Consider the following 22,554-nt stretch of genomic DNA (forward strand, 5'->3'; position numbering starts at 1 on the left):
AGTACGCCTCGAAGCTTCGGGGTGATCGTCGCGTCGTTCTTGAACGAACAGGAGACCGAAGGTGCCGGTCCTTCCCGGAGCTGAGCCGTTCCACCACGAGGGGGGAGAGGTCGGGGTCCTCCTCTGCCACGGCTTCACCGGTTCCCCGCAGTCGCTGCGCCCCTGGGCGGAGTATCTCGCCGCACGCGGCCTCAGCGTCTCGCTGCCGCTGCTGCCCGGGCACGGCACACGCTGGGAGGACATGCAGCTCACCGGCTGGCAGGACTGGTACGCGGAAGTGGACCGTGAGCTGCGCGCCCTGCGCGAGCGCTGCTCGCAGGTCTTCGTCTTCGGCCTCTCCATGGGCGGCGCGCTCACCCTGCGGCTCGCCGCCAAGCACGGCGACGAGGTCAGCGGCACAGTGGTCGTCAACCCGGCGAACAAGGTGCACGGCCTCTCGGCGTACGCACTGCCGGTGATCCGTCACTTCGTCAGGACCGTGGACGGCATCACCAGCGACATCGCCAAGGACGGCGGGATCGAGATCGGCTACGACAAGGTGCCCCTGCACGCGGCCCACTCGATGCGTAACTTCTACCGGCTGGTCGACGGCGAGCTGCCGCAGGTGACCCAGCCGATGCTGCTTCTGCACAGCCCCCAGGACCATGTCGTGCCGCCCGCCGACTCGGCCCGCATCCTCAGCCGGGTGTCGTCCGTGGATGTCACGGAGATACTTCTGGAACAGAGCTACCACGTCGCGACGTTGGACCACGACGCGGACCGGATCTTCGAGGAGAGCTTCGCCTTCGTCTCCCGGCTCGCACCCGGTGCCGGCAAGGAGGCAGGCGCGGGTCAGGCGAGTCAGCAGGAAGGGACGGACACTGGTGGCTGAGCACGACGCGGACCGCGAGCCCGACGAGAAGGACGCACCGCCCGGCGGTGAGCAGGGCCCGTCGTTCGACGAGACGGCGGCCTGGGAGGCCATCGTCGCCGGATACGGCGACGAACCGCCGGACCCGCCCGGCGCCAAGCCCTTCAAGTCCGTGGAGGACCTGGCGCTCCTGGAGCCCGAGACGAACGACGCGGGCGGGGGTGCCGGCGACTCCGGCGGCAGGAGTTCCGCGCCCTCCAAGGGCGTCAAGGGCAAGCAGGGCGGTACGGACGGCACGGGTCCTGAGGGCGGCGCGGAGACCGGCTCCGAGGGGGACGCGAAAACCGGCGCGAAGGACGAGTCCGGGGCGGGCAGGCCGCTCGGCAGTTCGGTGGCGTTCGCGCCGGGTGTCGCCGGGCCGCGTGACTACTCGGCGCCCGAACCGGTCGAGGAGGACTTCGACGAGGACGACGAGGGCCACTTCGTGCCGCCGGAGCCGCCCCCGCTGCCCGCCGCGGACGCCACGGCCAAGTTCGCCTGGCTGGGCGTGATCGGCGGCCCGGTGCTGCTGCTTCTCGCGGTGCTGCTCGGGTGGGAGATGACGTGGTACCTCGCCACGCTGGGCATCGGCGGCTTCCTCGGCGGGTTCGCCACGCTGGTGGGGCGGATGCGCGGCGACGAGGAGGACGAGGACGATCCTGGGCGCGGCGCGGTCGTCTGACGGCCGGCTTATGCGGAGGCTGGGATTCTGAGGGCCGCCAGGACCGGGAGGTGGTCCGTGGCGGCTCTCAGGTCCGCCTCGGTCACTCCGGGCTGGTCCAGGGGTACGCCGCAGCCCAGGACCTGTACGCCCGCCGTGGCGAAGAGCGCGTCGATGCGCTGATGGGGGTCGCCGGGCGTGGAGGTGTGTTCCCCGCCCCAGGGGGCCACCGCCCAGCCGTCCTGGAGCGCTGCCGCGAGGCGCTTGAACGTCCGGCCGTCCGGGCGCTCGTTGAGGTCGCCGCCCACGACGGCGTACGGGGTGTCCAGGGCGGCGAGGCTCTCCAGGAGCATGGCGCCCTGCTGTTGGCGCTCGTCCTTCTGGAGGGAGAGATGGCAGCTCAGTACGCCGACGCGGGGGCCGTCCGCCCCGCCGAACCGTACGACGGCGGTCGCGAAGCCGCGGCGGTGCAGGCCGGGGGTGAGGGGGAGCAGTACGTCCTCGGTGCGTTCGACCGTGGCGCGCAGGGAGCAGAGGAGGGCGGGGCCTGACGCGGTGGCCCCGCCGGAGAGGACGACCTGTCCCGAGGCCGCCGCGAGGCGGGCGAGTTTCTTGCGCCAGCGGAAGAAGCGGGGGGCTTCCTGGAGGAGGACCAGGTCCGGGTCGCAAGCGGCGATCACGCGGGCCAGTGCGCTGGTGTCGTCCCGCATGGAGCGGATGTTGTAGCTGAGGACGCGGATGACGGCCGAGCCGTTGGACTCCGTCCGGGGGCCGGGCAGGGGGGTGGTTGTCGGGGTGGTCGACATGCGGATCAAGATATCGGGTGGAGGGGGCGGATTTGTCGCCCGGCGGCGACCGGGCGGGTGCCGTTCGCGCGGTTCCCCGCGCCCCTGCTTTCAGGGGCGCGGGGACCCGCGCAACCATCCCCTGCCGGGTCGGCGGCGTCTGCGCTACATGATGGGGTCGGGTTCGCGGGCCAGGTCGGCCGCGCCGACCAGGCCCGCCTCGTTCCCCAGTCGCGCGGCGATCACGTCGGCGACGGGACGCCAGTTCCCGCCCACCAGCCACCGCTTGTACGACTTGCGGATCGGGTCGAGGACCAGCTCCCCCTCGTCCGAGAGCCCCCCGCCGACGATGAACGCGGAGGGGTCGAAGAGCGAGGCCAGGTCGGCGAGACCCGCACCGGCCCAGCGGGCCAGCTCACGGTAGGAGTCCACCGCCACCGGATCGCCCTGCCGCGCCGCCATCGAGATGTGCTTGCCCTCGATGCCGTCGGGCGAGCCGTCCCCCAGCGACAGCAGGATGTCCGCGTTCTCCGGCGTCGCGTTGGCCCGCTGCTTCGCGTACCGGACGAGCGCGCGCCCGGACGCGTACTGCTCCCAGCAGCCCTGCGAGCCGCAGCCGCACAGCAGCCCGTCCGGGACCATCCGGATGTGCCCGAACTCCGCGGCCACCCCGAAGTGCCCGCGGCGCAGCTTGTTGCCGATGATGATGCCGCCGCCCAGGCCGGTGCCGAGCGTGATGCAGATGACGTTCCGGTGCCCCTTGCCCGCGCCGAACTTGTACTCGCCCCAGGCCGCCGCGTTCGCGTCGTTCTCGACGACGACCGGCAGGCCCACCCGGGCCTCCACCGCTTCCTTCAGGGGCTCCTGACGCCAGTCGATGTTCGGCGCGAAATAGACCGTCGAGCGCTGCCGGTCGACGTATCCGGCGGCACCGATGCCCACGCCGACGATCTCGTGCCCGGCCCTGGCACCTTCGACGGCCGCGGCGATCGCGTCCACGATCGCCTGCGGCGTCGTGGGAGTCGGCACCTTGAAGGTCGAGAGGATGTTGCCTTCCTCGTCGACCACCCCGGCCGCGATCTTCGTGCCGCCGATGTCGACGCCGATGGTGAGTCCCATGAATCCCTCAGTTTCGGTCGAGCCCCGCTATGGCCAACCGTACCCGAGCGACTTCAGTCGAGGTCGATGTGTTCACCGCTACCGGTGCCCTGGCCGGTGCCCTCGTCCCGGGGGCGCGCGGCGGTGTCACGGGCGGTCCAGCGCCGTTCCTGCGCCTCGACGGCGGAGCGGTACGCGGCGAGCAGCTCCGAGCCGGCGCTCGCCAGGTGGTCGAACACGTCGGGGTTGCGCTCGATGACCGGCTCGACGGCGGCCTTGGCCTGCTGCACGACCTGGTTCACCATCTGCTGGGCGGCGCCGCCCGCGACCGCGCCGAGCAGCGGCGACTGCAGTCCGGACAGCTTGTCGGCGACGGCGTCGACGAGTTTGCGCAGTTCCTCGGCGGCCGAGCCGGGCGGCTGGCCGTACTGGGTGCGGCGGCGTTCCTTCTCGGCGGCGAGGTCCTCGGCGCACGCCTTCGCCCAGGCATCGTCGTCGGTCGCCCGGACCTCGTCGCGCCGGTCGTCGCGTTGATCGTCGCGCTCCTCGCCGGGCACCGTGCCGTCGCGCACCGGGTCGAGCGCGTCCTCCCCCGCGTCGGACGTGGGGCGCTCATCGCTCATGGCGGACTCCAAGCATCGGCTCTGTGTCTCTCGACGTTACCCGAACGGGGTAGGCCGTTCACCGTGTCCGTGGCCACAGATCCGGGTCGGGCACGAACCGGACACGCAGTTCGCCCTCGCGCAGGGAGGCCCCGTCGACCGCGCAGCGGCGCAGGGCGGACGGGAGCGCGACGATCCGGCGGAACTGCCCGACGGTGACGACGAGTTCGTCGCCTCGGCGGACGAGGTCGAGTTCCTCGCGTATCGCGCCGGGCAGCGGGATGTGCCAGACGAGCACACCGTCGTCGGCGAGCCGGTCTACGACGGGCCAGGCGAGCGGGCCCGCGGCGCCACCCGGAACGGTCGCGGAAGCGGAAGCGGAGAGGGATACGGGTACGGGGAGCAGGGCCAGGTCGTCGGCGCCGCGCGGGTCGCGGCCGAGGTGGGGGATCTCGTGCACCTCGCACGTCCCGGCGGAACCCCACTCGTCACGCCATCCGTCGAGGGCCTTGCGCTGCTGGGCGGCCAGGGCGGCCAGCCAGGTGTCGGGGGACGCGTCGGGCAGGACGCGGTTGCCGATCAGGGCGTCGGTGCGCAGCCCGCGCAGGGCGAGGCCGGTGACGGCCGACCGTACGGCGTCGGCGCCCGCGGGTCCCGGCTCGGCGACCAGCCGTACCGTCGTGGCCGGGTCCTCGACGGCCAGCTGGACCGCGGCCAGTTCGACGTCCCAGCGGGCGGCCGTCTCGTACAGCCGGTCCGTCGGCATGGGGACGCCGGCCAGGCGGCCGAGGACGGGGCGCAGGGCGCGGGCGGCCTGGCGTTCCGCGGGCAGCAGGCGGCGCAGGTACCGGCGCAGTTGTTCCGGGAGGGCGAGCAGGGCGAGGGCCTGGGGGGCCGGGGGCAGGTCGACGACCAGCAGGTCGAAGGTGTCCGCGGTGCTCGCGTCGCGCAGGGCGCGGAGCAGGGTGAGTTCCTCGGCACCGGGCAGCGGGGTGAGCTCCTCGGTGTCCAGACGGGCCGAGCCCAGCAGGTCGAGGGCGGTGGAGGCCTGTTCCTGGAGGGCCAGGAGGTCCGCCCGGAAGCTCTCGCCGGCGTCCGGCCGCCAGGCCGTGAGCCCGGGAGCGGTCCCGACGGGCGTGGGCGCGGGGCCGGTGGGAACGCCGAGGGCGGCACCGAGGGTGTCGGTGCTGTCCGCGGAGAGCACCAGGGTGCGGGTGCCCCGGCGGGCGGCCTCCCGAGCGGTGGCCGCGGCGACGGTGGTGCGGCCGGAGCCGCCGGGGCCGGTGATCAGGATGGTGCGCATGAGGGTGAACGGTACGCGGTGCGACAACGGCGGCCACGCCCCACCACCAGCCCCCGGCCCCGCCTACTTGCCGCCCAGCCCTGTCTACTTGCCGCCCGGCCCTGTCTTCTTGTCGATGCCGGTGCCGGTGTCGGTGTCGGTGTCGGTCGGCCGCGTCGTACCGTCCTCGCCGGCGGCGTCGCCCGACTCCACCCGCTTCTTCAGGCCCGCCAGCGCGCGGTCGATGATGACCTTCTCCGCCTTGCGCTTGATCATGCCGAGCATCGGGATCTTGACGTCGACGGTGAGCCGGTAGGTGACCTCGGTGGCGCTCAGGCCGGCCGGCCTGAGGATGTACGAGCCGTCCAGCGAGCGGAGCATCTGGGACTTGACCAGGGTCCAGGAGACCTCGTGGTCGCCGGTCCAGGTGTAACCGAGCGTCTGGTCGTCCTTGATGGCACCGGCGTCCATGACGAGGCGCACCTGCTCCGCGCGGCCCTTCTCGTCCGTCGCGAGCACCTGCGCCTCCTTCACCTCGCCCGTCCAGTCGGGGTAGCGGGCGAAGTCGGCGATGACCGCCATGACATCGGCCGGTGCCGCCTCGATCGTGATACTCGAACTGGTGTGTTCCGCCATCGCTGTGGCTCCTCCAGATGCGGTCCGGACAGGGGGTTGCGCGCAGCACGAGGGTTCTGCGGGGTACGAACGCTTTCTACCTGTGTGCGCAGCGTGAACGCTACCGCGCTGGACAGGGCCCGCCGCCCCCGGCCCCGCGCCCGCCGGCGCCCCCCGCACCCCTCACCACTCCAGCGCCCACGGCTTCCCCGTCCCGGCGAAGTGACCCACGTTCACGCACTCCGTGGCGCCGACCCGCATGCGCGGGGCGAGCGGCTGGTGGACGTGCCCGAAGAGCGAGTAGCGCGGCCTGGTGCGCCGGATCGCGGCCAGCAGCGCCCGGCTGCCCCGCTCGAAGCGCCGCGCCACCGTGTCGTAGACGAGCTCGGGCACCTCGGGCGGGATGTGGGTGCACAGCACGTCGACCTCCCCGACGGCCTCGATCTTCGCCGCGTACTCCTCGTCGCTGATCTCGTACGGGGTCCGCATGGGCGTACGCAGGCCGCCGCCGACGAAGCCGAAGACCCGGCCCCCGATCTCCACGCGCTGCCCGTCGAGCACGGTGGTGCCGGGTCCGGCGTACTCCGACCAGAGGGACGGGATGTCGACGTTGCCGTAGGTGGCGTACGTCGGGGTGGGGAACGCCGCGAAGAGTTCGGCGTACTGCTTGCGTACGGCCTTCTCGATGGCGGGGCCGCGGTCGACGCCCGCCCACAGCCGGGCGCCGAGGGCCCGCGCGTCCTCGTACCTGCGGGCGGTGCGCAGCTCGACGATGCGGTCCGTGTTCTCGGTGCCGAAGAGATCCGGGAAGATGCCGCGGGAGTGGTCGGCGTAGTCGATGAAGAGCACGAGGTCGCCCAGACAGATCAGGGCGTCCGCGCCCTCACCCGCCCTGGCCAGGTCACGGGCGTTGCCGTGCACGTCGCTCACGACGTGGATCCGTGTCCTCGGGACTGTTGCGGGGACTGTTCCGGGGGTTTCGCGCCCGCCGCTGCCGCCACTGGCGCCGCCTTGTGTACCTGCCATGGCGATCAAGGGTAGGCCTGTGGAGCAAAGGTGTGTAGACGCGGGCGGACCTGCGGTTACTACCCGATCAGTAAGGGGTTGGACTACTCTGCGCCAAGGAACGCCAACACATGTGACGCGGGGAACATCTCGCCCGACCCCCCTGTCGTAGAAGCACTACCGGCGGGTAACGTCCGGGCAGTCCAGTCGTGCTCAGGGTTTCAACATCCGACTCCCGGAGCACCTGCCCGAGCCTTGGACCGCTCCGTCGCATCACACGAAGTCGTGGCGTCGGCGCCCTATGAGGAGCAGCAGTCTTGCGCGAGTTCAGCCTTCCGGCTTTGTACGAGGTCCCTGCGGACGGCAATCTGACCGACATCGTCCGCAGAAACGCCGCGCAGCATCCCGATGTCGCGGTCATCGCCCGCAAGGTCGGCGGTACCTGGACGGATGTCACGGCCACCGCCTTCCTCGCCGAGGTGCAGGCCGCCGCGAAGGGCCTGATCGCCTCGGGCGTGCAGCCCGGCGACCGCGTCGCCCTGATGTCCCGCACGCGGTACGAGTGGACGCTGCTCGACTTCGCCATCTGGAGCGCGGGCGCCGTCACCGTACCGGTGTACGAGACCAGCTCCCCGGAGCAGGTGCAGTGGATCCTCGGCGACTCGGGAGCGATCGCGATCGTCGTGGAGCTGGACGCGCACGCCGCCGCCGTCGAGTCGGTGCGCGACCGGCTGCCGCAGCTCAAGCACGTCTGGCAGATCGAGCGCGGCGGGATCGACGAGCTCGACCGCGCCGGCAAGGACGTCTCGGACGCCGCGGTCGAGGAGCGCGGCTCGCTCGCCAAGGCCGACGACCCGGCCACGATCGTCTACACCAGCGGTACGACCGGGCGCCCCAAGGGCTGTGTGCTGACCCACCGCAGCTTCTTCGCCGAGTGCGGCAACATCGTGGAGCGGCTGCGTCCGCTGTTCCGCACCGGGGAGTGCTCGGTGCTCCTCTTCCTGCCGCTCGCGCACGTCTTCGGACGGCTCGTGCAGGTCGCGCCGATGATGGCGCCGATCAAGCTGGGCATGGTCCCGGACATCAAGAACCTCACCGACGAGCTGGCCTCGTTCCGGCCGACGCTGATCCTCGGTGTGCCGCGCGTCTTCGAGAAGGTCTACAACTCGGCGCGGGCCAAGGCGCAGGCCGACGGCAAGGGCAAGATCTTCGACAAGGCGGCGGACACGGCGATCGCGTACAGCCGCGCGCTGGACACGACGGCGGGTCCGTCGCTGGGCCTGCGGATCAAACACAAGGCGTTCGACGCGCTCGTCTACAGCAAGCTGCGGGCGGTGCTCGGCGGCAAGGGCGAGTACGCGATCTCGGGCGGGGCTCCGCTGGGTGAGCGCCTGGGCCACTTCTTCCGCGGCATCGGCTTCACGGTCCTGGAGGGGTACGGGCTGACGGAGTCCTGCGCGGCCACCGCGTTCAACCCGTGGGACCGGCAGAAGATCGGCACGGTCGGACAGCCGCTGCCGGGCTCGGTGATCCGGATCGCCGACGACGGCGAGGTGCTGCTGCACGGCGAGCACCTGTTCAAGGGGTACTGGAACAACGAGGGCGCGACCGAGGAGGCGCTGGCCGACGGCTGGTTCCACACCGGTGACATCGGCACGCTCGACGAGGACGGGTATCTGCGCATCACCGGCCGCAAGAAGGAGATCATCGTCACGGCGGGCGGCAAGAACGTCGCTCCGGCCGTGATCGAGGACCGGATCCGGGCGCACGCGCTGGTCGCCGAGTGCATGGTCGTCGGTGACGGGCGGCCGTTCGTGGGCGCGCTGGTCACCATCGACGAGGAGTTCCTGGGGCGGTGGGCCGAGGAGCACGGGAAGCCGGCCGGCTCGACCGCGGCGTCCCTGGCTCTCGACCCGGATCTGCTCGCGGCGCTGCAGAGTGCGGTGGACGACGGGAACGCGGCGGTGTCGAAGGCGGAGTCGGTGCGGAAGTTCCGTGTGCTGTCGCACCAGTTCACGGAGGATTCGGGGCATCTGACGCCGTCCCTGAAGCTGAAGCGGAACGTGGTGGCGAAGGATTACGCCGCGGAGATCGAGGCGATCTACCAGGGCTGACGCCCACGTTCACCGACCATCGGGGACCACGTCCCCCACTCGCCCCCCGCCGACCACCGCGCCCCTCAAAACCCCCCGCCTCACAACTCCAGGCAGTGACGGCCGCCCGCGCAGTTCCCCGCGCCCCTGAAAGAGCGCCCGCATCACAGCTACGGGCCGTGACGGTTGCCCGCGCAGTTCCCCGCGCCCCTGAAAGGCGGGGCTGCGCCCCTTCCTTTTGCTTTTTTGGGGGCGCGGGGAACTGCGCAAACCCGACCACGACGCTCCGCAGGCCGCCGCACCCGCAGCAAGTAGCTCCGCACGGCGCGTTTTCAGGGGCGCGGGGAACGGCGCAATCGGCCACAACGGTCCGCAGCGCCCTGCCCGGCGTACCCCGCGCTTTCAGGGGCGCGGGGAACTGCGCAATCTTTTGGCCCGTTCCCGCGACGCGCGCCGCCCGCCCGCGCTACAGCAACCCCCGCAACCCCTCCGCCAGCAGATCCCACCGCCAGCGTGACTCGACCCACTCCCGTCCCCGCTCCCCCATCCGCCGCCGCAGCTCCGGATCCGCGAGGAGCGTGGTGATGCGGTCGGCGGCGTCCTCCGCGGAGCCACCCCGGACCACCCACCCCGTCTCCCCGTCGAGCACCGCGTCCGGCGCGCCCCCGGAGTCACCCGCGACCACGGGAAGCCCCGTCGCGGACGCCTCCAGGTAGACGATGCCGAGCCCCTCCACATCCAGCCCCCCGCGCCGCGTCCGGCACGGCATGGCGAACACGTCGCCTGCCCCGTAATGGGCCGGCAGTTCGGACCAGGGCACCGCCCCGGTGAAGCGGACGGAGCCGGCGACCCCGGTCTCGTACGCCAGCCGGCGCAGTTCCTTCTCGTACGGCCCGCCACCCACGATCAGCAGTACCGCCTCCGGCTCGCTCGCGAGGATCCGCGGCATCGCGAGGATCAACGTGTCCTGCCCCTTGCGCGGCACGAGCCGCGAGACGCACACCACGACCGGCCGGTCGGTGAGACCGAGGCGCGCCCGGACGGCGTCCCCGCCCGACCCGGGATGGAACGTCTTCTCGTCGACCCCGGGCGGAAGTTGCACCATCCGACCGGCCGCCTCGGCCGTCAGCGCCGTGGCGATCCGCGACCGGGTGTACTCCCCCAGATACGTGATCGTGTCCGTCGACTCACCGATCCTGCGCAGCAGTTGACGCGCCGCGGGCAGTTGCGCCCACCCCGCCTCATGACCGTGCGTGGTGGCCACGAGCCGCTCCGCGCCCGCCTTGCGCAGCGCGGGCGCGAGCAGCCCGAGCGGTGCCGCCGCGCCGAACCACACCGAGGTACAGCCGTGCTCCCGCAGCAGCCCGACGGCCCGCCGGGAGACCCTCGCGGTGGGCAGCAGCATGGTTGTTCGGTCGCGTACGATGACGAAGGGCTGTTCGGCGTCGAAGGCGGCTGTGGCCTCGGCACCTTCCCGGCCCCGCTTCCATGTGGAGGCGTAGACGACGAGCCGTTCGGGGTCCAGGCGCAACGCCATGTTGTGCAGGAAGGCCTGGATACCGCCCGGCCTCGGCGGAAAGTCGTTGGTCACGATCAGGGTCTTGTGCATGGTCTCGCGCATCGCCGTCGACAGTACCGAACCCGTACCTCACAGCTCGGCCCGGCCGCGCTTCACGGGTCTCGCACAGCCGCGCGGGGGATCATGGCCGCACAGCGGGGCGGCGACGGAGCGGCACGGCGGACGCGTACGGACAAGAGGCGGGTGGGCATGGCGGGAGCCAGGGGGCCGAGGTTCCCGTACGTACTGCTGGCGACCTGGGGCCTGACCAGACTGCTGCTCCTGCTCTTCGTCTTCAAGGTGTTCGTCTTCCCCGGCCCGGACGTCACGAGCGACGTCTCGGTGACCTACCACAACTGGTACGAGGTCCTGCGCACCGGCACCTTCCCGCTCAACGACGTCACCTGGCAGTACCCGCCCGCCGCCGCCCTCGCGATCCTCTCCCCCGCGCTCCTGCCCTTCCTCGCCTATACGCAGGCGTTCTTCGTCCTGGCCTGCGCCGCCGACCTGATCGCACTCGGCCTGCTCCTGTACGCGGCCCGGCGGCCCGGCGGGTCGGTGCCGGTGTCGGTGCGCGGCGTCTGGGTGTGGGTGATCGGCGTCCCCCTTCTCGGGCCGACCGTGTACGCGCGCTACGACGTCATGGTGACCGCCGTCGCCGTGGCCGCGCTCCTCGCGGGCGTCCGGCACCCGAGGGTGATGGGCGTCCTCGCCGCGCTCGGCGCGATGCTGAAGGTGTGGCCGCTGCTGCTGCTCGTGGGTACGACCGGGCGCAGGGCCTGGGGCGCCGCCGCGGCCACGGCGGCGGCCGTCGCGCTGGTGTTCGTCGTGTCGATGCCGGGCGCGTTCGCGTTCCTGACCTTCCAGCGCGACCGCGGCACCGAGGTCGAGTCCCTGGGCTCGCTGGTCTTCCACATCGCCCGGCACCACGGCTGGGAGGGCCAGGTCCTGCTCAACTACGGCTCGGTGGAATTCCTCGGCCCGTACGTCGACGTGGTGAGCACGGTGGCGCTGATGCTGACCGGGCTGGCCTTCGGCTGGATGCTCCTGTGGCGGCTGTGCGCGACCCGCTTCCTGGTGCACACGGCCGCCGACGCCGCGTTCATGGCGGTCCTGCTGTTCACCACGACGAGCCGGGTCATCAGCCCGCAGTACCTGGTGTGGCTGGTCGGTCTTGCCGCCGTGTGCCTGGTCTTCCGCGGCAGCCGGATGGGGTGGCCCGCGGTGATGGTGCTGGTGGCGTGCCTGTTCACGGTCCTGGAGTTCCCGATCTTCTTCGCGGACGTCGTCGCCAGCACCGATCTCGGCATCGAACTGCTCGTGATCCGCAACGGTCTGCTGGTCGCGGCGACCGTCACGGCGGGCGTGCTCCTGTGGCGCGACACCGTGTCGTACGCGGACCCGGCGGCCGAGGCACCCAGCCGACCGACACCCGCCGACGCCACCGATGCCACCGATGCCACCGATGCCACCGACGAGGAATCCCTGACCTCCTGACGCCACGCACGCGGCGCGCGCCTCGCTCAGCGGTTCTCGAACAGCGCGATGCCGGCCGCGTCGGCGAAGCGCGGGGTCTCCGCCTCCGCGACCATCAGCGCGGCGATCCCCGCGCGCGGCGCCCTGGGCGGGATCAGACGCGGTGCGAACTCATCGGCGCGTACGAGGTGTCCGTTGCCCCGGTAGGGCCCGTCGGTCAGCGGCCCGGCGTGGACGGTGGTCCCGCCCGCCTCCCGGACGGCACGGTCGGCGGCGTCCTTCGCGTCCCACTCGTGGCGCAGGACGCGCTTGAGGAGGGCGCCGTTGAACGCGCCGAGCGCTCCCTGGGTGCCCCCCATGCCCAGCGAGGTGAGCCAGATGACGCGGGGCCCGGCCGAGGCGATCTGGCGGGCGCCCTCGGAGAGAACCGCGGGGTCCTGCTTCCTGGTGACGCCCAGACCGCTCACGACGACGTCGGCGCCCTCGACGGCGGCGGCGACGCTGCCGGGTTCGGTCACGTCCGCCCGGACCACCCGCAGGTTCGCGGAGGCAGGGACCCGGGCCTCTTCCGGTATCCGGACATCTTCCGGTATCCGGACGTCTTCAGGTATCCGGACGTCCTCCGGCATCCGGACGTCCTCCGGCATCCGGACCTGTTCCGGCCGGCGGGCCAGCGCCACGACCTCGTGCCCGCGCTCCAGTGCGCGGGCCACCACCAGCCGGCCGGTCAGTCCGGTGGAACCGAGTACAGCGATCTTCACGGGAGTCTCCAGTCCAAGGGATGCGCGGTACGCCGACCGCTCGCCTTCGACGCTAGAAGCAGGCATCATTAACTGCAAATGCAATCTAGTTACGACTGGATTTACCTCTATGCAACTTGATTTGAATCTGCTGACCGCTCTCGACGCGCTGCTGGAAGAGGGCAGCGTGACGGACGCCGCCGCCCGCTTGCATGTCTCCCCTCCCGCGATGAGCCGCACCCTGGGCCGTATCCGCCGCGCCACCGGTGACGAGATCCTGGTCCGCACCGGCCGCACGATGACGCCCACGCCCCGCGCCCTCGCCCTGCGCGCGACCGTGCACGAGCTGGTCCAGCAGGCCCGGACCGTCCTGTCCCCCGACACGGAGGTCGACCCGGCGGCGCTGGAGCGGACCTTCATCCTGAAGTGGCACGACGCCCTGGCCGCGGCGGCCGGCCCGCACCTGATCCGCGCCCTGCGGGCCGAGGCCCCCGGAGTGCGGCTGCGTTTCCTGGCGGAGGCCAGTACCGACGCCCACGACCCGCGCCGGGGGGACATCGACCTCGAAGCCGGCGCCGGCGAGCCCTCCTCGCCCGAGATCAGGCACGAGGTCGTGGGGTACGACCGGCTGGTCCTGGCCCTGCGCCCGTCCCACCCGCTGTGTGACGGCGACGGCCCCCTCGGGCTGGAGGACTACGTGGCCGCCGAGCACATCACCGTCTCCCGCCGGGGACGACTGCGCGACCCCATCGACGACGTGCTGGAGGCCCGGGGCCTGAGCCGTCGGGTCGTGGCCGCCGCCCCGACGGCCGCCACGGCGCTGCAGTTCGTCCGCCACCACGACCTGGTCGCCGCGGTGCCCCGCCTGATCAGCCGCCCTCTCCTGGACGGTCTGGGCCTGCGTGTCCGGCCGCTGCCGCTGCCCATGCCCGACGTCCCCGTCCAACTGGCCTGGCACCAGCGCTACGACAACGACCCGGCGCACACCTGGCTGCGCCGGCACGCCCGTACCGCCCTGCACCACGCGTGCGCCGCCACCGACGACGTGGCCCCGGACCCGTGACGGCCGCCGTCACCCCGTGAACGGCCACACCACGACCCTTCAGCGGATGCGGCACATCAGCGGACGCGGCGGATCCGGACAGGGCCACGGGCCTTCGCCGGTTCGACGACCCGGCCGCCCTGGGTGATCTCCACCTCGCCGGCCTCGACCAGCCGCCGGGCCGCGCGGCGGGCGGGTTCCATGAGCGCGCGCCAGCCGTCGTCGTCGCCCGGGTAGGCCGCCCGCGCGGCGTCGGAGGGGCAGATCGTCGCGGTCGGGGCACGCTGCTCCAGCAACTCCAGGATGACCCGCTCCAGGTCCCGGCCGGCCTGCCGCTCGCTGTCCGTCACACGACCAGGGTCGCACCGGCCCCACCGTCCGGCCATCGCGGCACAACGAAGCGACCAGGAGGGGGCCAGGAACGGCCCCCTCCCTCGTCACGCGAGCCCCGTCACACGAGGCCGGGTCACCCCGAGCCCACGTCACGCGAACCCCCTCCCACGAGCCGCTCCCGCAGATACTCCCGCCACAGCTCCGTGAATTCCTCCGGCGAGGTGTCCAGCACCTCCCGCAGCCCCGCCTCCACCGCACCCGCGCGCGTCTCGTGCGCCCCCACGGTCCGGTAGAACTCGCCCAGCCGCGCCTCGCCCCACCGCTCGGCGATCATCAGGCAGGCCAGCCACCCGCTCTCGTACGCCCGCGCCAGCTTCCCCGCGTCCCCGCCGAACCCGAAGTCCCCGTCCTCGGGCAGCGCGTCCGGCACGCGTCCGTCCAGCACCGCGCGGGTCAGCTCGGGCGCGGCCTGCGCCGCCGTGCGGCCGGTGCCCAGATAGCCGACCCAGTCCGCGTACCCCTCCGACAGCCACAGCGGGGTCGCCGCCGAGGTCGAGGCGCGGGTCGCGACATGGGTCGTCTCGTGGGTGAGCACGACCTGCCGTCCGAAGGAACCCAGCACCCCGTACGCGTCCGGGTTCACGATGATCCGGTCGGCGGGCGCCTTCCCGGAACCTCCCGCCTCCCCCGTGGTGACCGCAGCGATCCCCCGGTACCCGGAAGCGGGCGCCCCCAGCAGCTCCGCCATGCCCTCCAGCGACTTCGGTACGAGGACGACGATCCGCCCCGGCCACGTCCCGTGCCACGCCTGCCGCACCGCGGGCACCGCACGGTCCGCCAGGCCCGCGTAACCGCGCAGCGTGCCCCGGGACTGCCCGACCCCCAGGACGAGGCTGTGCTCGCCGTGCAGGGCCATCACGGCCCCCTGTTCCCACAGCTGTCGGCTCGCGTCGGCCGCGGGCCGGTCGGCGCTCACGTACCAGCGGCCCTCGGCGCGGGTGAGGCTCAGCGTGCGGGCGGTGACGACGGGCGCCCGGTCGTAGCCGGCTATGCGGTAGCGCAGCTCCGCGTCGGCCGTGGCGCGGGCGCCCGAGCGGTGGAAGCCGGTCACGCGGTACGACCACTCGGTCAGCGGGACCGCCCGCCGGTTCCTGAACTCCGTACGCGCCCCGGCCCGTTCGGAGGTGGCGTCGGAGCCGGGCGGCGCCGTCGCCACGAAGGCCTCCTCGTCGCCGTCGCGCACCGCCGCCGCCCGCCGGTCCAGTACCTGGCGGACCCCGGCGGACGCCGCGTCGGTCCCGGCGGAGCCGCCGCAGCCGACCAGCCCCGTCAGACCGGCAAGCCCCGTGAGGCCCGCCAGCAACAGCCCCACGACCCTCTTCGGCGCACGTCCACGACCAGCCACGATTCTGATCGTACGGCGCGGACCGCGACGGGTCAGGGGCGCGTGACGGCCGAGACGGGCATCATGCCCACCGGGTCGTAGCGCACCGCGGCACCCGGGTAGGGCGCGTGGACCACCTGCCCGTTGCCCACGTACATCCCGACATGGCTCGCGTCGTCCCGGTAGGTGACGAGGTCACCGGGCTGCGCCTGGGAGAGCGGCACCTGCCGTCCGGCGTGCGCCTGGGCCTGCGAGGTGCGCGGCAGACCGACCCCGGCCTGCGCGTACGACCACTGGGTGAGGCCCGAACAGTCGAAGCCGGAGGGGCCGTTGGCGCCCCAGATGTACGGGCGGCCGACGGCGGAGCGGGCCGCGGCGACGGCTGCGGCGGCGCGGCCCGAGGACGGGACGGCGCCGGTGAGGTCGGGGGTCCGGCCGGAACGGGAGGTCCGGTCGTAGGCGGCGCGGTCGGCGTCCGGCATCGAGTTGAGCAGCCGCCGCGCCTTGGCCAGCTTCCGCTCGACGGTGCGTTTGTGGCGGGCGACGGCCGCGCGGCTGCGGTCCAGTTCGGCGAGCTTGCCGGTCGCCTCCGCGCGTTCCTGGGCGAGGTCGCGCATGGCCGTCTGCAGTTTCCTGAGCTCCCCGGCCTGGCGGACGCCGATCCGGTCGAGCGCGGCGGCCTTGTCCAGGTACTCGTCGGGGTCGTCGGAGAACATCAGGGCCAGCGAGGGGTCGAGGCCGCCGGAGCGGTACTGGGCCCCGGCGAGCGAACCGAGCGCGTCCCGCATGGTGTTGACGCGTTCCTGATGCCTGGCGATCCGGTCCTGCGCCCTGTCCACCTCGTCGTGCAGGAGATCGGCGCGCTCGTCGGCCTTGTTGTACGACTCGGTGGCGTGCTCCGCCTCCTCGTACAGGCGGTCCACCTCCGCGCGGTTGTCGTCCTGCGGTGCGGCGCCGGCCGGCAGGACGCCGAGGGCCGCTGCCGCGACGGTCAGTACGCACAGGGTGGCGCCTTTGGCGCCCCGGTCGAAGCCGGACGGTACAAGGCGGCGATGGGACCCCACAGGAAGCCGCACTCCCTTCCGCTGACGGACCCCCGGAGTTGGGGGAAACGCGCCAGACAGTAGTCGTGCGACTACGCGGTGGCCAAAGACCCATCCGGGTACACAACGCGGCGCCCCGCCTCAGACGCAGGTCATGGGCGGGGCGCGGGGTCAGCGGCGGTCACCGGAATTCGCCCGTTCGGGCGGCGTGGCGAGCGGCCTCCGGGACATTCCCGAGGCGCTGGGATCAGACGCGGACACCGAACTGGAAGGAGCCGATGGTGCTCATCGACTCGAGCCGGACGACGGCGCCGGGCTTCGGCGCGTGCAGGACCACGCCGTTGCCGGCGTACAGGCCCACGTGCGCGAGGCTGTTGAAGAAGACCAGGTCGCCGGGCTTGAGGGCGCCGCGGCCGATCTTCACGCCGTCGTTCTGCTGCGTGTAGGTGGTCCGGCTTATGGACTGGCCGGCCTGGTTGTACGCCCACTGCGTCAGACCGGAGCAGTCGTAGGAGTTGGGGCCGCTGCCACCGGACACGTACGGCTTGCCCATCTGGGTCTTCGCGGCGGCGAGGGCGGCGGCACCGCGCTCGGAGGCGGGCGCCTCGTTGCCGAGCTCGACGCGGTCCCCGGCGTCACGGCTGGCGCGCGTGTCGGCGGTCTTGATGGCCGCCTGCTCCGCGGCCGTCAGGGTGTTGAGGAGCTGGCGCGCCTTGGCGAGCTTCTCCTGGACTTCCTTCTTCTTCTGGCCCAGGGTCTTGCGGGTGTCGGAGAGCTCCTTGAGCTTGCCGGCCGCTTCCTGCCGCTGCTGGGCGAGGACGCGCTGCTTGTCCTGGACCTTCTTCAGCGCCTCGACCTGCTGAGCGCTCAACTGGTCGATGGCGGACGCCTTGTCGAGGTAGTCGTCCGGGTCCGAGGAGAGGAACAGCTGCACGGAGGGGTCGACGGCGCCCGTGCGGTACTGGGAGCTGGCCATCAGACCGAGGCCGTCACGCATGGAGTTGAGATCGTCCTGGCCGCGGGCGACCTGGTCCTGGAGGGTGTCGATCTCCTTCTCCAGCTTCTCCTGCTTCTCCTCGGCGCCGTTGGCACGGTCCGTGGCCAGCGCGGACTCTTCGTAGAGCGCGTCGACCTTGGCCTTGACCTCGTCCTTGCCGGGCTTCTCGCTGGGGGCGGCGTTGGCAGCCTGCGAGCTGAGAGCAACGGCGGCAGCGGCGGCGGTGGTGAGCACGGTCACACGGGTGCGGCTCGGCTGCTTCGGTCGACGGTGGGACGCCACGGAGGCGAGCTCCTTCATTACCTCAGCCGCCCACCGAAGACGCCGGTTGGCGGTGCCCCTCCACCGTCACTCCCGATGAGTGATCACCCGAGTGGAGGTTCGACGCCTGACCCTAGTGACCACCTGTGATCAGTTCAAATCCTCCCCGGAAAAATCTCGGTCACCGATCGCATTCTTTACAATCAACTCACGTGCAGTAACGCTCGCTTGACCCTACGTTGCGTGAAGGTTTCGCCAACTCGGGCAAGACGACCATGTGTTGCTCTTGGCGCGTACGAGACCCATGGGGCGTACGGGACATAACGACGCCACGGCCGGGCAAAGCGGCGAGGGTGCCCAGAAAGGGCGACGCTCAACCCCTCGAAAGGCGCTTGAGCAGCACCACGGAGGCCACCGGACGGGCACCCGCGCTCGCCACGCCGTCGGCCACCTCGCGGTCCGTGGAGACGACGATGACGGGCCGTCCCGGCGGTTCGGCGCGCACCAGCTGGCGGATCAACTCGTCCGCGGTGACACCCGGCTTGGAGAACAGCACCCGTACCCCGCGCGGCGGGGCCAGCAGCACCGGGGCGGCCAGTTCGGCCCCGTCGAAGACACAGGTGACCTCTGCGCCGGTCTGCGCGGCGAGCTGCGAGAGCTGGCCGAGGAGCCGCAGCCGCTGCTTCTCCAGCGGCATCTGCGGGTAGCCGGTCTTGGTGACGTTGTACCCGTCGACGACCAGATGCGCCTGCGGCAGCGCGAGCAGCTGGTCCAGGACGGCGGGATCGCTGTCGGACAGCGCACGGGCCGCGATGTCCTTCGGGGTCATCCGCCCCGGCTCGACGGCGTCGACGGTCTCCGCCGGCCGCACCGACACCGGCGGCAGGGCGAGTTCGCGCCGCAGCCCCTGAGTGGCTTCCAGCACGGTGTCCAGGAGCAGCCGTACGCGCATGTCCTCGACGCTGCGCCCCTCGCGCGCCGCGCGGCGGGTGGCCTCCAGGGAGCCCTCGACCTCACCGAGCCGCTGCTTGAGCCGCCGGCTCTCGCTCTCGGCGGCGGACACCTGAGCCTGCCCCTCGCCGCGCACGGCCTCCATCTCGCCGCGCAGCTTGCGCAGGGCCGCCTCACCCCGTTTGACGTCGCTCAGAGCCCCGCGCAGCTTGCGGTGAAGCGATTCCGCTTCCTTCTTGGCCGCGTCGAGTTCGGTGCGCAGCCGCTCCGTCTCGGTCCGGGTCTGCCCCCGGGCCTCGGCCAGCTCCTCGCGCAGCCGCTCCAGCTCGGCGCGGTTCTCCTCGTCGACCCGCTCGGCGTCGGCCCGCAGGGCCTCCTCACCGGCGGCGGTGACCAGCTTCACCCAGCCCGTGGGGCGCAGCACATAGGCCGCGGCCGCCACGTCCAGCGGGTCCGCGGCCGGGGGCGGCGAGCCCGAGTCGAGAGCGCCGGCCAGCTCGGGCTGGGCGTCTCTCAGCTTCTCGGCGATGCGCTGTCTGAACAGCGGATCGGTCTCCATGGCCGCCGCCATAGCGGTCCCCGCGAACTTGGCACGACGATTGGGGGCGAACCGGGCGTACTGCCGCAGCTGGGTGGGCAGTTCGGCCACGGTCAGCCCGCCGAACCCGTCCGACACGATCTGTACGACCCTGCGGCGCACCCCGTCGGGCAGCGGACGGTCGAGCACCTCGGCGTCGCCGTCGTCCGGCTCACCGCCTGTGGTCTCCACCATCCTTCACCCCATCGTCCGTGCGGGGCCCGCTCCTGTCAGGAGCGGGCGCCCGGCCTGTCCACCAGTTCCACCTGATCCACCGCGTTGCACCACCGGCAGCGCACGGAGTCGATGGTCTCACTGACCACGTCGCGCTCCTCGACCTTGGGCTCCCCGGCCAGGTCCAGATGTACGTACTCGACGACCTTCGACGAACGGGTCACGTCGAATCGGGTGAGGTTGCCGCAGAGCGTGCAGCGCCACCGGGTCTCGGCCGTCGGGAGGGGAACCGTCATCGTGGCAGTCGCTCTCTTTCCGTAAGTCCTCGTGCCGCACGGGATTCCCCGGGGCGTGTGGCTCGTAACCCTACGGCCTGGCGGGTACTCGACGCCCGTCCACCGTGAGCGGCGAGGCGCTCTGTGCGGTTCGGTCCCGTTACGTCATGCTCTGTTCATGCTCGGCAACTGGGGTGGACCCGGCAACAGGACCGTCAGGACGTTCAGGGCGATCGGAGCGGCCCGGAGCCAGTCGGCGCCGGTGACCTACGGACTGATCGCCCTGTGCTGCGCGATCTTCCTGATCAGCCCCGCCTCGGGGCTCAGTCCCTCCTACGGCACCGGTGACGAGCTGCTTTCCGCGCAGCGGGCCTATTTCGAACGGTGGGGCGTGGTGCCCGTCGAACTGTTCGACGGAACGCTGCGGGCGCTCGGGACGCCGGCCACCGCGCTGTTCGTGCACGGCAGCTGGCTGCATCTGCTGGGGAACATGCTCTTCCTCTACGTCTTCGGGGCGATGGCCGAGGAGAGGATGGGCCACGTCGAATTCGCCCTCTTCTACGTGGGCTGCGGCTACCTCGCCCTGCTGGGCTACGCGGGCGTCCACGCCGACTCGGCGCAGACACTCGTCGGCGCGTCGGGGGCGATCTCCGCGGTCCTCGGCGCGTTCCTCTACCTCTTCCCCAAAGCCCGCGTGACCAGTCTCTTCCCGTTCCTCTTCTTCCTGCCGCTGCGATTTCCCGCGTGGGTGGTCCTGCCGTTCTGGGTGTCCCTGCAGTGGCTGGCCGCGGGGCGCGCGTCGCAGGGCCCCGGAGTCGCCTATCTGGCGCACCTGCTGGGCTTCTCCGCCGGGTTCCTCTACGCGTGGGTGCGGTACGGGCGTCCGGCTAGAGTGAAATCCCCAGCGACGGCCACCGAGGGAGAAAACCAGCCGTGATCACCGCGATCGTGCTCATCAAGACCAGCGTGGACCGGATCCCCGAGATCGCCGAGTCGATCGCGGCGCTGGACAGCGTCAGCGAGGTGTTCTCCGTGACCGGGACGTACGACTTGATCGCCATGGTCCGGGTGAAGGCCCACGACGATCTCGCCGACGTCATCCCCGGCATGATCAGCAAGATTCCGGGGGTCGAGGGGACGGACACGCATGTGGCGTTCCGGACGTACTCGCAGCACGACCTGGAGGCGGCGTTCGCCATCGGGGGCGACAACTAGGGTCCCGGGGGCGCGGCCCCGCCTTCAGGGGCGCGGGGAACGGCGCAATCTTTCAGGGCGCAGCCCGTCAGGTCGCCGGGACGCAGCGGCCGTTCTCCGTGCGGTAGGTCCAGCCGGCGCCGTTCGCGACGAGCTGCTTGACCGCTCCCACGAAGCGCGTCACGTGCTCGTCGGGGGTGCCCGCGCCGAAGCTGACCCGGATGGCGTTCAGGGACTTCTCGCCGGGGGCGGCCTCGGGGGCACCGCACTCGCCCTGGGACTGCGGGTCGCTGCCGAGGAGCGTACGGACCAGCGGGTGGGCGCAGAAGAGGCCGTCGCGGACGCCGATGCCGTACTCGGCGGAGAGCGCGGCGGCGAAGTGCGAGCTGTTCCAGCCCTCGACGACGAACGAGATGACGCCGACGCGCGGGGCGTCGTCGCCGAACAGCGAGAGCACCCGGATCTCGGGCACCTCGGCGAGGCCCTGCCGGACGGTGGCGACGAGACGCTGCTCACGGGCGACCAGCGTCTCGAAGCCGGCCTCGGTGAGGGCCTTGCAGGCGGAGGCGATGGAGTAGGCGCCGATGACGTTGGGCGAGCCGGCCTCGTGCCGTGCGGCGCTCTCGTGCCACTCGACGTCCACACCGCCGTCCGTACGCCGTGACACCTTCTTCGAGGCACCTCCGCCGGCCAGGTACGGGTCGGCCTCGCGCAGCCAGTCGAAGCGTCCCGCGAGCACGCCCGAGCCGAACGGCGCGTACAGCTTGTGGCCGGAGAAGGCGACCCAGTCCACGTCCAGCTCCCGTACGGAGACGGGGTGGTGGGGTGCGAGCTGGGCCGCGTCGAGCACGATCCGGGCGCCGTGCGCGTGGGCGGCGGCGGCCAGCTCCCGTACGGGCCACAGCTCACCGGTGACGTTCGAGGCGCCGGTCACGCAGACGAGCGCCGGCCCGTACGGGTCGCGCGCGGCGAGGGCCGTCTCCAGCGTCGCGACGGCCTCGCCCGGGGTGCGCGGGGCGTCGAGGTAGGTGACGCGGGCGTCCCGCCAGGGCAGCAGCGACGCGTGGTGCTCGGTCTCGAAGACGAAGACCTGGCAGTCGGCGGGCAGGGCGGCGGCGAGGAGGTTCAGCGAGTCGGTGGTGGACCGGGTGAAGACGACCTCGTCGTCGTCGCGGCAGTCGAGGAACTCGCCCACGGTCCTGCGGGCGTTCTCGAACAGGTCCGTGGAGAGCTGGGACAGGTATCCGGCCCCGCGGTGCACGCTGCCGTAGTACGGGGCGTACGCGGCCACGTCGTCCCAGACCCGCTGGAGGGCGGGGGCGCTGGCGGCGTAGTCGAGGGCCGCGTAGGTGACCTCGCCGCCGGTCACGAGCGGAACGGTGACGTCTCGGCCGAGCACGGGCAGGGACCCCGCGGTGTCGGTGTCACAAGGGGCGGTCCGGTCGGCGGCAACGGTGGAGACAGACATGGCGAACTCCTGTGTGAGGCAGGCGAGATCGCTGTGCGGGCGGACGGGGCC

Annotated in this window: 21 protein-coding genes and 1 pseudogene; 7 read left to right on the forward strand and 15 right to left on the reverse strand. The window is 72.1% G+C overall.

What is annotated here, in order from left to right:
- Positions 1-61: 61 nt before the first annotated feature.
- On the forward strand, positions 62-871 hold the full coding sequence (locus K3769_RS09525; RefSeq protein ID WP_267025997.1) for an alpha/beta hydrolase: 810 nt from the start codon (positions 62-64) through the stop codon (positions 869-871).
- Positions 864-1,571 carry a hypothetical protein gene (locus K3769_RS09530; protein WP_267025998.1) on the forward strand — a complete coding sequence of 236 codons (708 nt, stop codon included), beginning with the start codon at positions 864-866 and terminating at the stop codon, positions 1,569-1,571. Before K3769_RS09525 ends, K3769_RS09530 begins: the two co-directional genes overlap by 8 nt.
- An 8-nt stretch (positions 1,572-1,579) precedes the next feature.
- Here the strand turns inward: K3769_RS09530 and K3769_RS09535 are convergent, their stop codons facing one another.
- The 6 genes and pseudogenes from K3769_RS09535 to K3769_RS09560 form a co-directional block, all read right to left on the reverse strand.
- Positions 1,580-2,356 (reverse strand): endonuclease/exonuclease/phosphatase family protein, encoded by a 777-nt coding sequence (locus tag K3769_RS09535; RefSeq protein WP_267025999.1) that lies wholly within the window; start codon positions 2,354-2,356, stop codon positions 1,580-1,582.
- Between the two features lie 144 nt (positions 2,357-2,500).
- Positions 2,501-3,454, reverse strand: a complete 954-nt coding sequence (locus K3769_RS09540) for an ROK family glucokinase (protein WP_267026000.1) — start codon at positions 3,452-3,454, stop codon at positions 2,501-2,503.
- A gap of 53 nt (positions 3,455-3,507) precedes the next feature.
- A complete protein-coding gene (locus K3769_RS09545; protein ID WP_267026001.1) occupies positions 3,508-4,056 on the reverse strand; it encodes a DUF5304 domain-containing protein in 549 nt (182 codons plus the stop codon).
- 58 nt (positions 4,057-4,114) lie between these two features.
- Complete coding sequence (locus tag K3769_RS09550; protein ID WP_267026002.1) at positions 4,115-5,338, reverse strand: ArsA family ATPase; 1,224 nt, start codon at positions 5,336-5,338, stop codon at positions 4,115-4,117.
- Positions 5,339-5,518: 180 nt separating this feature from the next.
- Positions 5,519-5,953: pseudogene (locus K3769_RS09555) on the reverse strand (SRPBCC family protein); the annotation flags it as partial.
- A gap of 162 nt (positions 5,954-6,115) precedes the next feature.
- Entirely contained in the window at positions 6,116-6,967 is an 852-nt protein-coding gene (locus K3769_RS09560; protein WP_372514896.1) for a metallophosphoesterase family protein, read from the reverse strand.
- A 287-nt stretch (positions 6,968-7,254) separates the two neighbouring features.
- Between K3769_RS09560 and K3769_RS09565 the strand changes: the two genes are divergently transcribed.
- On the forward strand, positions 7,255-9,051 hold the full coding sequence (locus K3769_RS09565) for an AMP-dependent synthetase/ligase (RefSeq protein WP_267026003.1): 1,797 nt from the start codon (positions 7,255-7,257) through the stop codon (positions 9,049-9,051).
- A gap of 445 nt (positions 9,052-9,496) precedes the next feature.
- Here the strand turns inward: K3769_RS09565 and K3769_RS09570 are convergent, their stop codons facing one another.
- A complete protein-coding gene (locus K3769_RS09570) occupies positions 9,497-10,639 on the reverse strand; it encodes a glycosyltransferase family 4 protein (protein WP_267031302.1) in 1,143 nt (380 codons plus the stop codon).
- A gap of 159 nt (positions 10,640-10,798) precedes the next feature.
- On the opposite strand from K3769_RS09570, the gene K3769_RS09575 reads away from it, so the two are divergent.
- A complete protein-coding gene (locus K3769_RS09575; protein ID WP_267031303.1) occupies positions 10,799-12,085 on the forward strand; it encodes a glycosyltransferase 87 family protein in 1,287 nt (428 codons plus the stop codon).
- A gap of 26 nt (positions 12,086-12,111) precedes the next feature.
- Here K3769_RS09575 and K3769_RS09580 read toward each other — a convergent pair whose 3' ends face one another.
- Entirely contained in the window at positions 12,112-12,825 is a 714-nt protein-coding gene (locus K3769_RS09580; protein ID WP_267026004.1) for an NAD(P)-dependent oxidoreductase, read from the reverse strand.
- A 109-nt stretch (positions 12,826-12,934) separates the two neighbouring features.
- On the opposite strand from K3769_RS09580, the gene K3769_RS09585 reads away from it, so the two are divergent.
- Positions 12,935-13,867, forward strand: a complete 933-nt coding sequence (locus K3769_RS09585) for a LysR family transcriptional regulator (protein ID WP_267026005.1) — start codon at positions 12,935-12,937, stop codon at positions 13,865-13,867.
- 56 nt (positions 13,868-13,923) lie between these two features.
- Here the strand turns inward: K3769_RS09585 and K3769_RS09590 are convergent, their stop codons facing one another.
- From K3769_RS09590 to K3769_RS09615, 6 genes are all read right to left on the reverse strand, one after another.
- On the reverse strand, positions 13,924-14,196 hold the full coding sequence (locus K3769_RS09590) for a DUF3253 domain-containing protein (protein ID WP_267026006.1): 273 nt from the start codon (positions 14,194-14,196) through the stop codon (positions 13,924-13,926).
- 116 nt (positions 14,197-14,312) lie between these two features.
- Positions 14,313-15,584: a hypothetical protein gene (locus K3769_RS09595; RefSeq protein WP_372514897.1), complete on the reverse strand. Its 1,272-nt coding sequence runs from the start codon at positions 15,582-15,584 to the stop codon at positions 14,313-14,315.
- Between the two features lie 32 nt (positions 15,585-15,616).
- On the reverse strand, positions 15,617-16,627 hold the full coding sequence (locus K3769_RS09600) for a C40 family peptidase (protein WP_267026007.1): 1,011 nt from the start codon (positions 16,625-16,627) through the stop codon (positions 15,617-15,619).
- A gap of 226 nt (positions 16,628-16,853) precedes the next feature.
- Positions 16,854-17,885: a C40 family peptidase gene (locus tag K3769_RS09605; protein WP_267026008.1), complete on the reverse strand. Its 1,032-nt coding sequence runs from the start codon at positions 17,883-17,885 to the stop codon at positions 16,854-16,856.
- Between the two features lie 352 nt (positions 17,886-18,237).
- Positions 18,238-19,587, reverse strand: a complete 1,350-nt coding sequence (locus K3769_RS09610) for an NYN domain-containing protein (RefSeq protein WP_267026009.1) — start codon at positions 19,585-19,587, stop codon at positions 18,238-18,240.
- Between the two features lie 35 nt (positions 19,588-19,622).
- Positions 19,623-19,862, reverse strand: coding sequence for a hypothetical protein (locus K3769_RS09615; RefSeq protein ID WP_189778954.1), 240 nt, complete (start codon positions 19,860-19,862; stop codon positions 19,623-19,625).
- Positions 19,863-20,019: 157 nt separating this feature from the next.
- Here K3769_RS09615 and K3769_RS09620 point away from each other — a divergent pair, with 157 nt between their 5' ends.
- Both K3769_RS09620 and K3769_RS09625 read left to right on the forward strand, forming a co-directional pair.
- On the forward strand, positions 20,020-20,778 hold the full coding sequence (locus tag K3769_RS09620; RefSeq protein ID WP_267026010.1) for a rhomboid family intramembrane serine protease: 759 nt from the start codon (positions 20,020-20,022) through the stop codon (positions 20,776-20,778).
- Entirely contained in the window at positions 20,775-21,056 is a 282-nt protein-coding gene (locus tag K3769_RS09625; RefSeq protein WP_107017436.1) for an Lrp/AsnC family transcriptional regulator, read from the forward strand. The genes K3769_RS09620 and K3769_RS09625 overlap by 4 nt, the downstream gene beginning before the upstream one ends.
- Positions 21,057-21,123: 67 nt before the next feature.
- Here the strand turns inward: K3769_RS09625 and K3769_RS09630 are convergent, their stop codons facing one another.
- Complete coding sequence (locus tag K3769_RS09630; RefSeq protein ID WP_267026011.1) at positions 21,124-22,503, reverse strand: aminotransferase class V-fold PLP-dependent enzyme; 1,380 nt, start codon at positions 22,501-22,503, stop codon at positions 21,124-21,126.
- Between the last annotated feature and the right edge of the window lie 51 nt (positions 22,504-22,554).

It is taken from the genome of Streptomyces ortus (assembly GCF_026341275.1).
Classification (GTDB): Bacteria; Actinomycetota; Actinomycetes; order Streptomycetales; family Streptomycetaceae; genus Streptomyces; species Streptomyces ortus.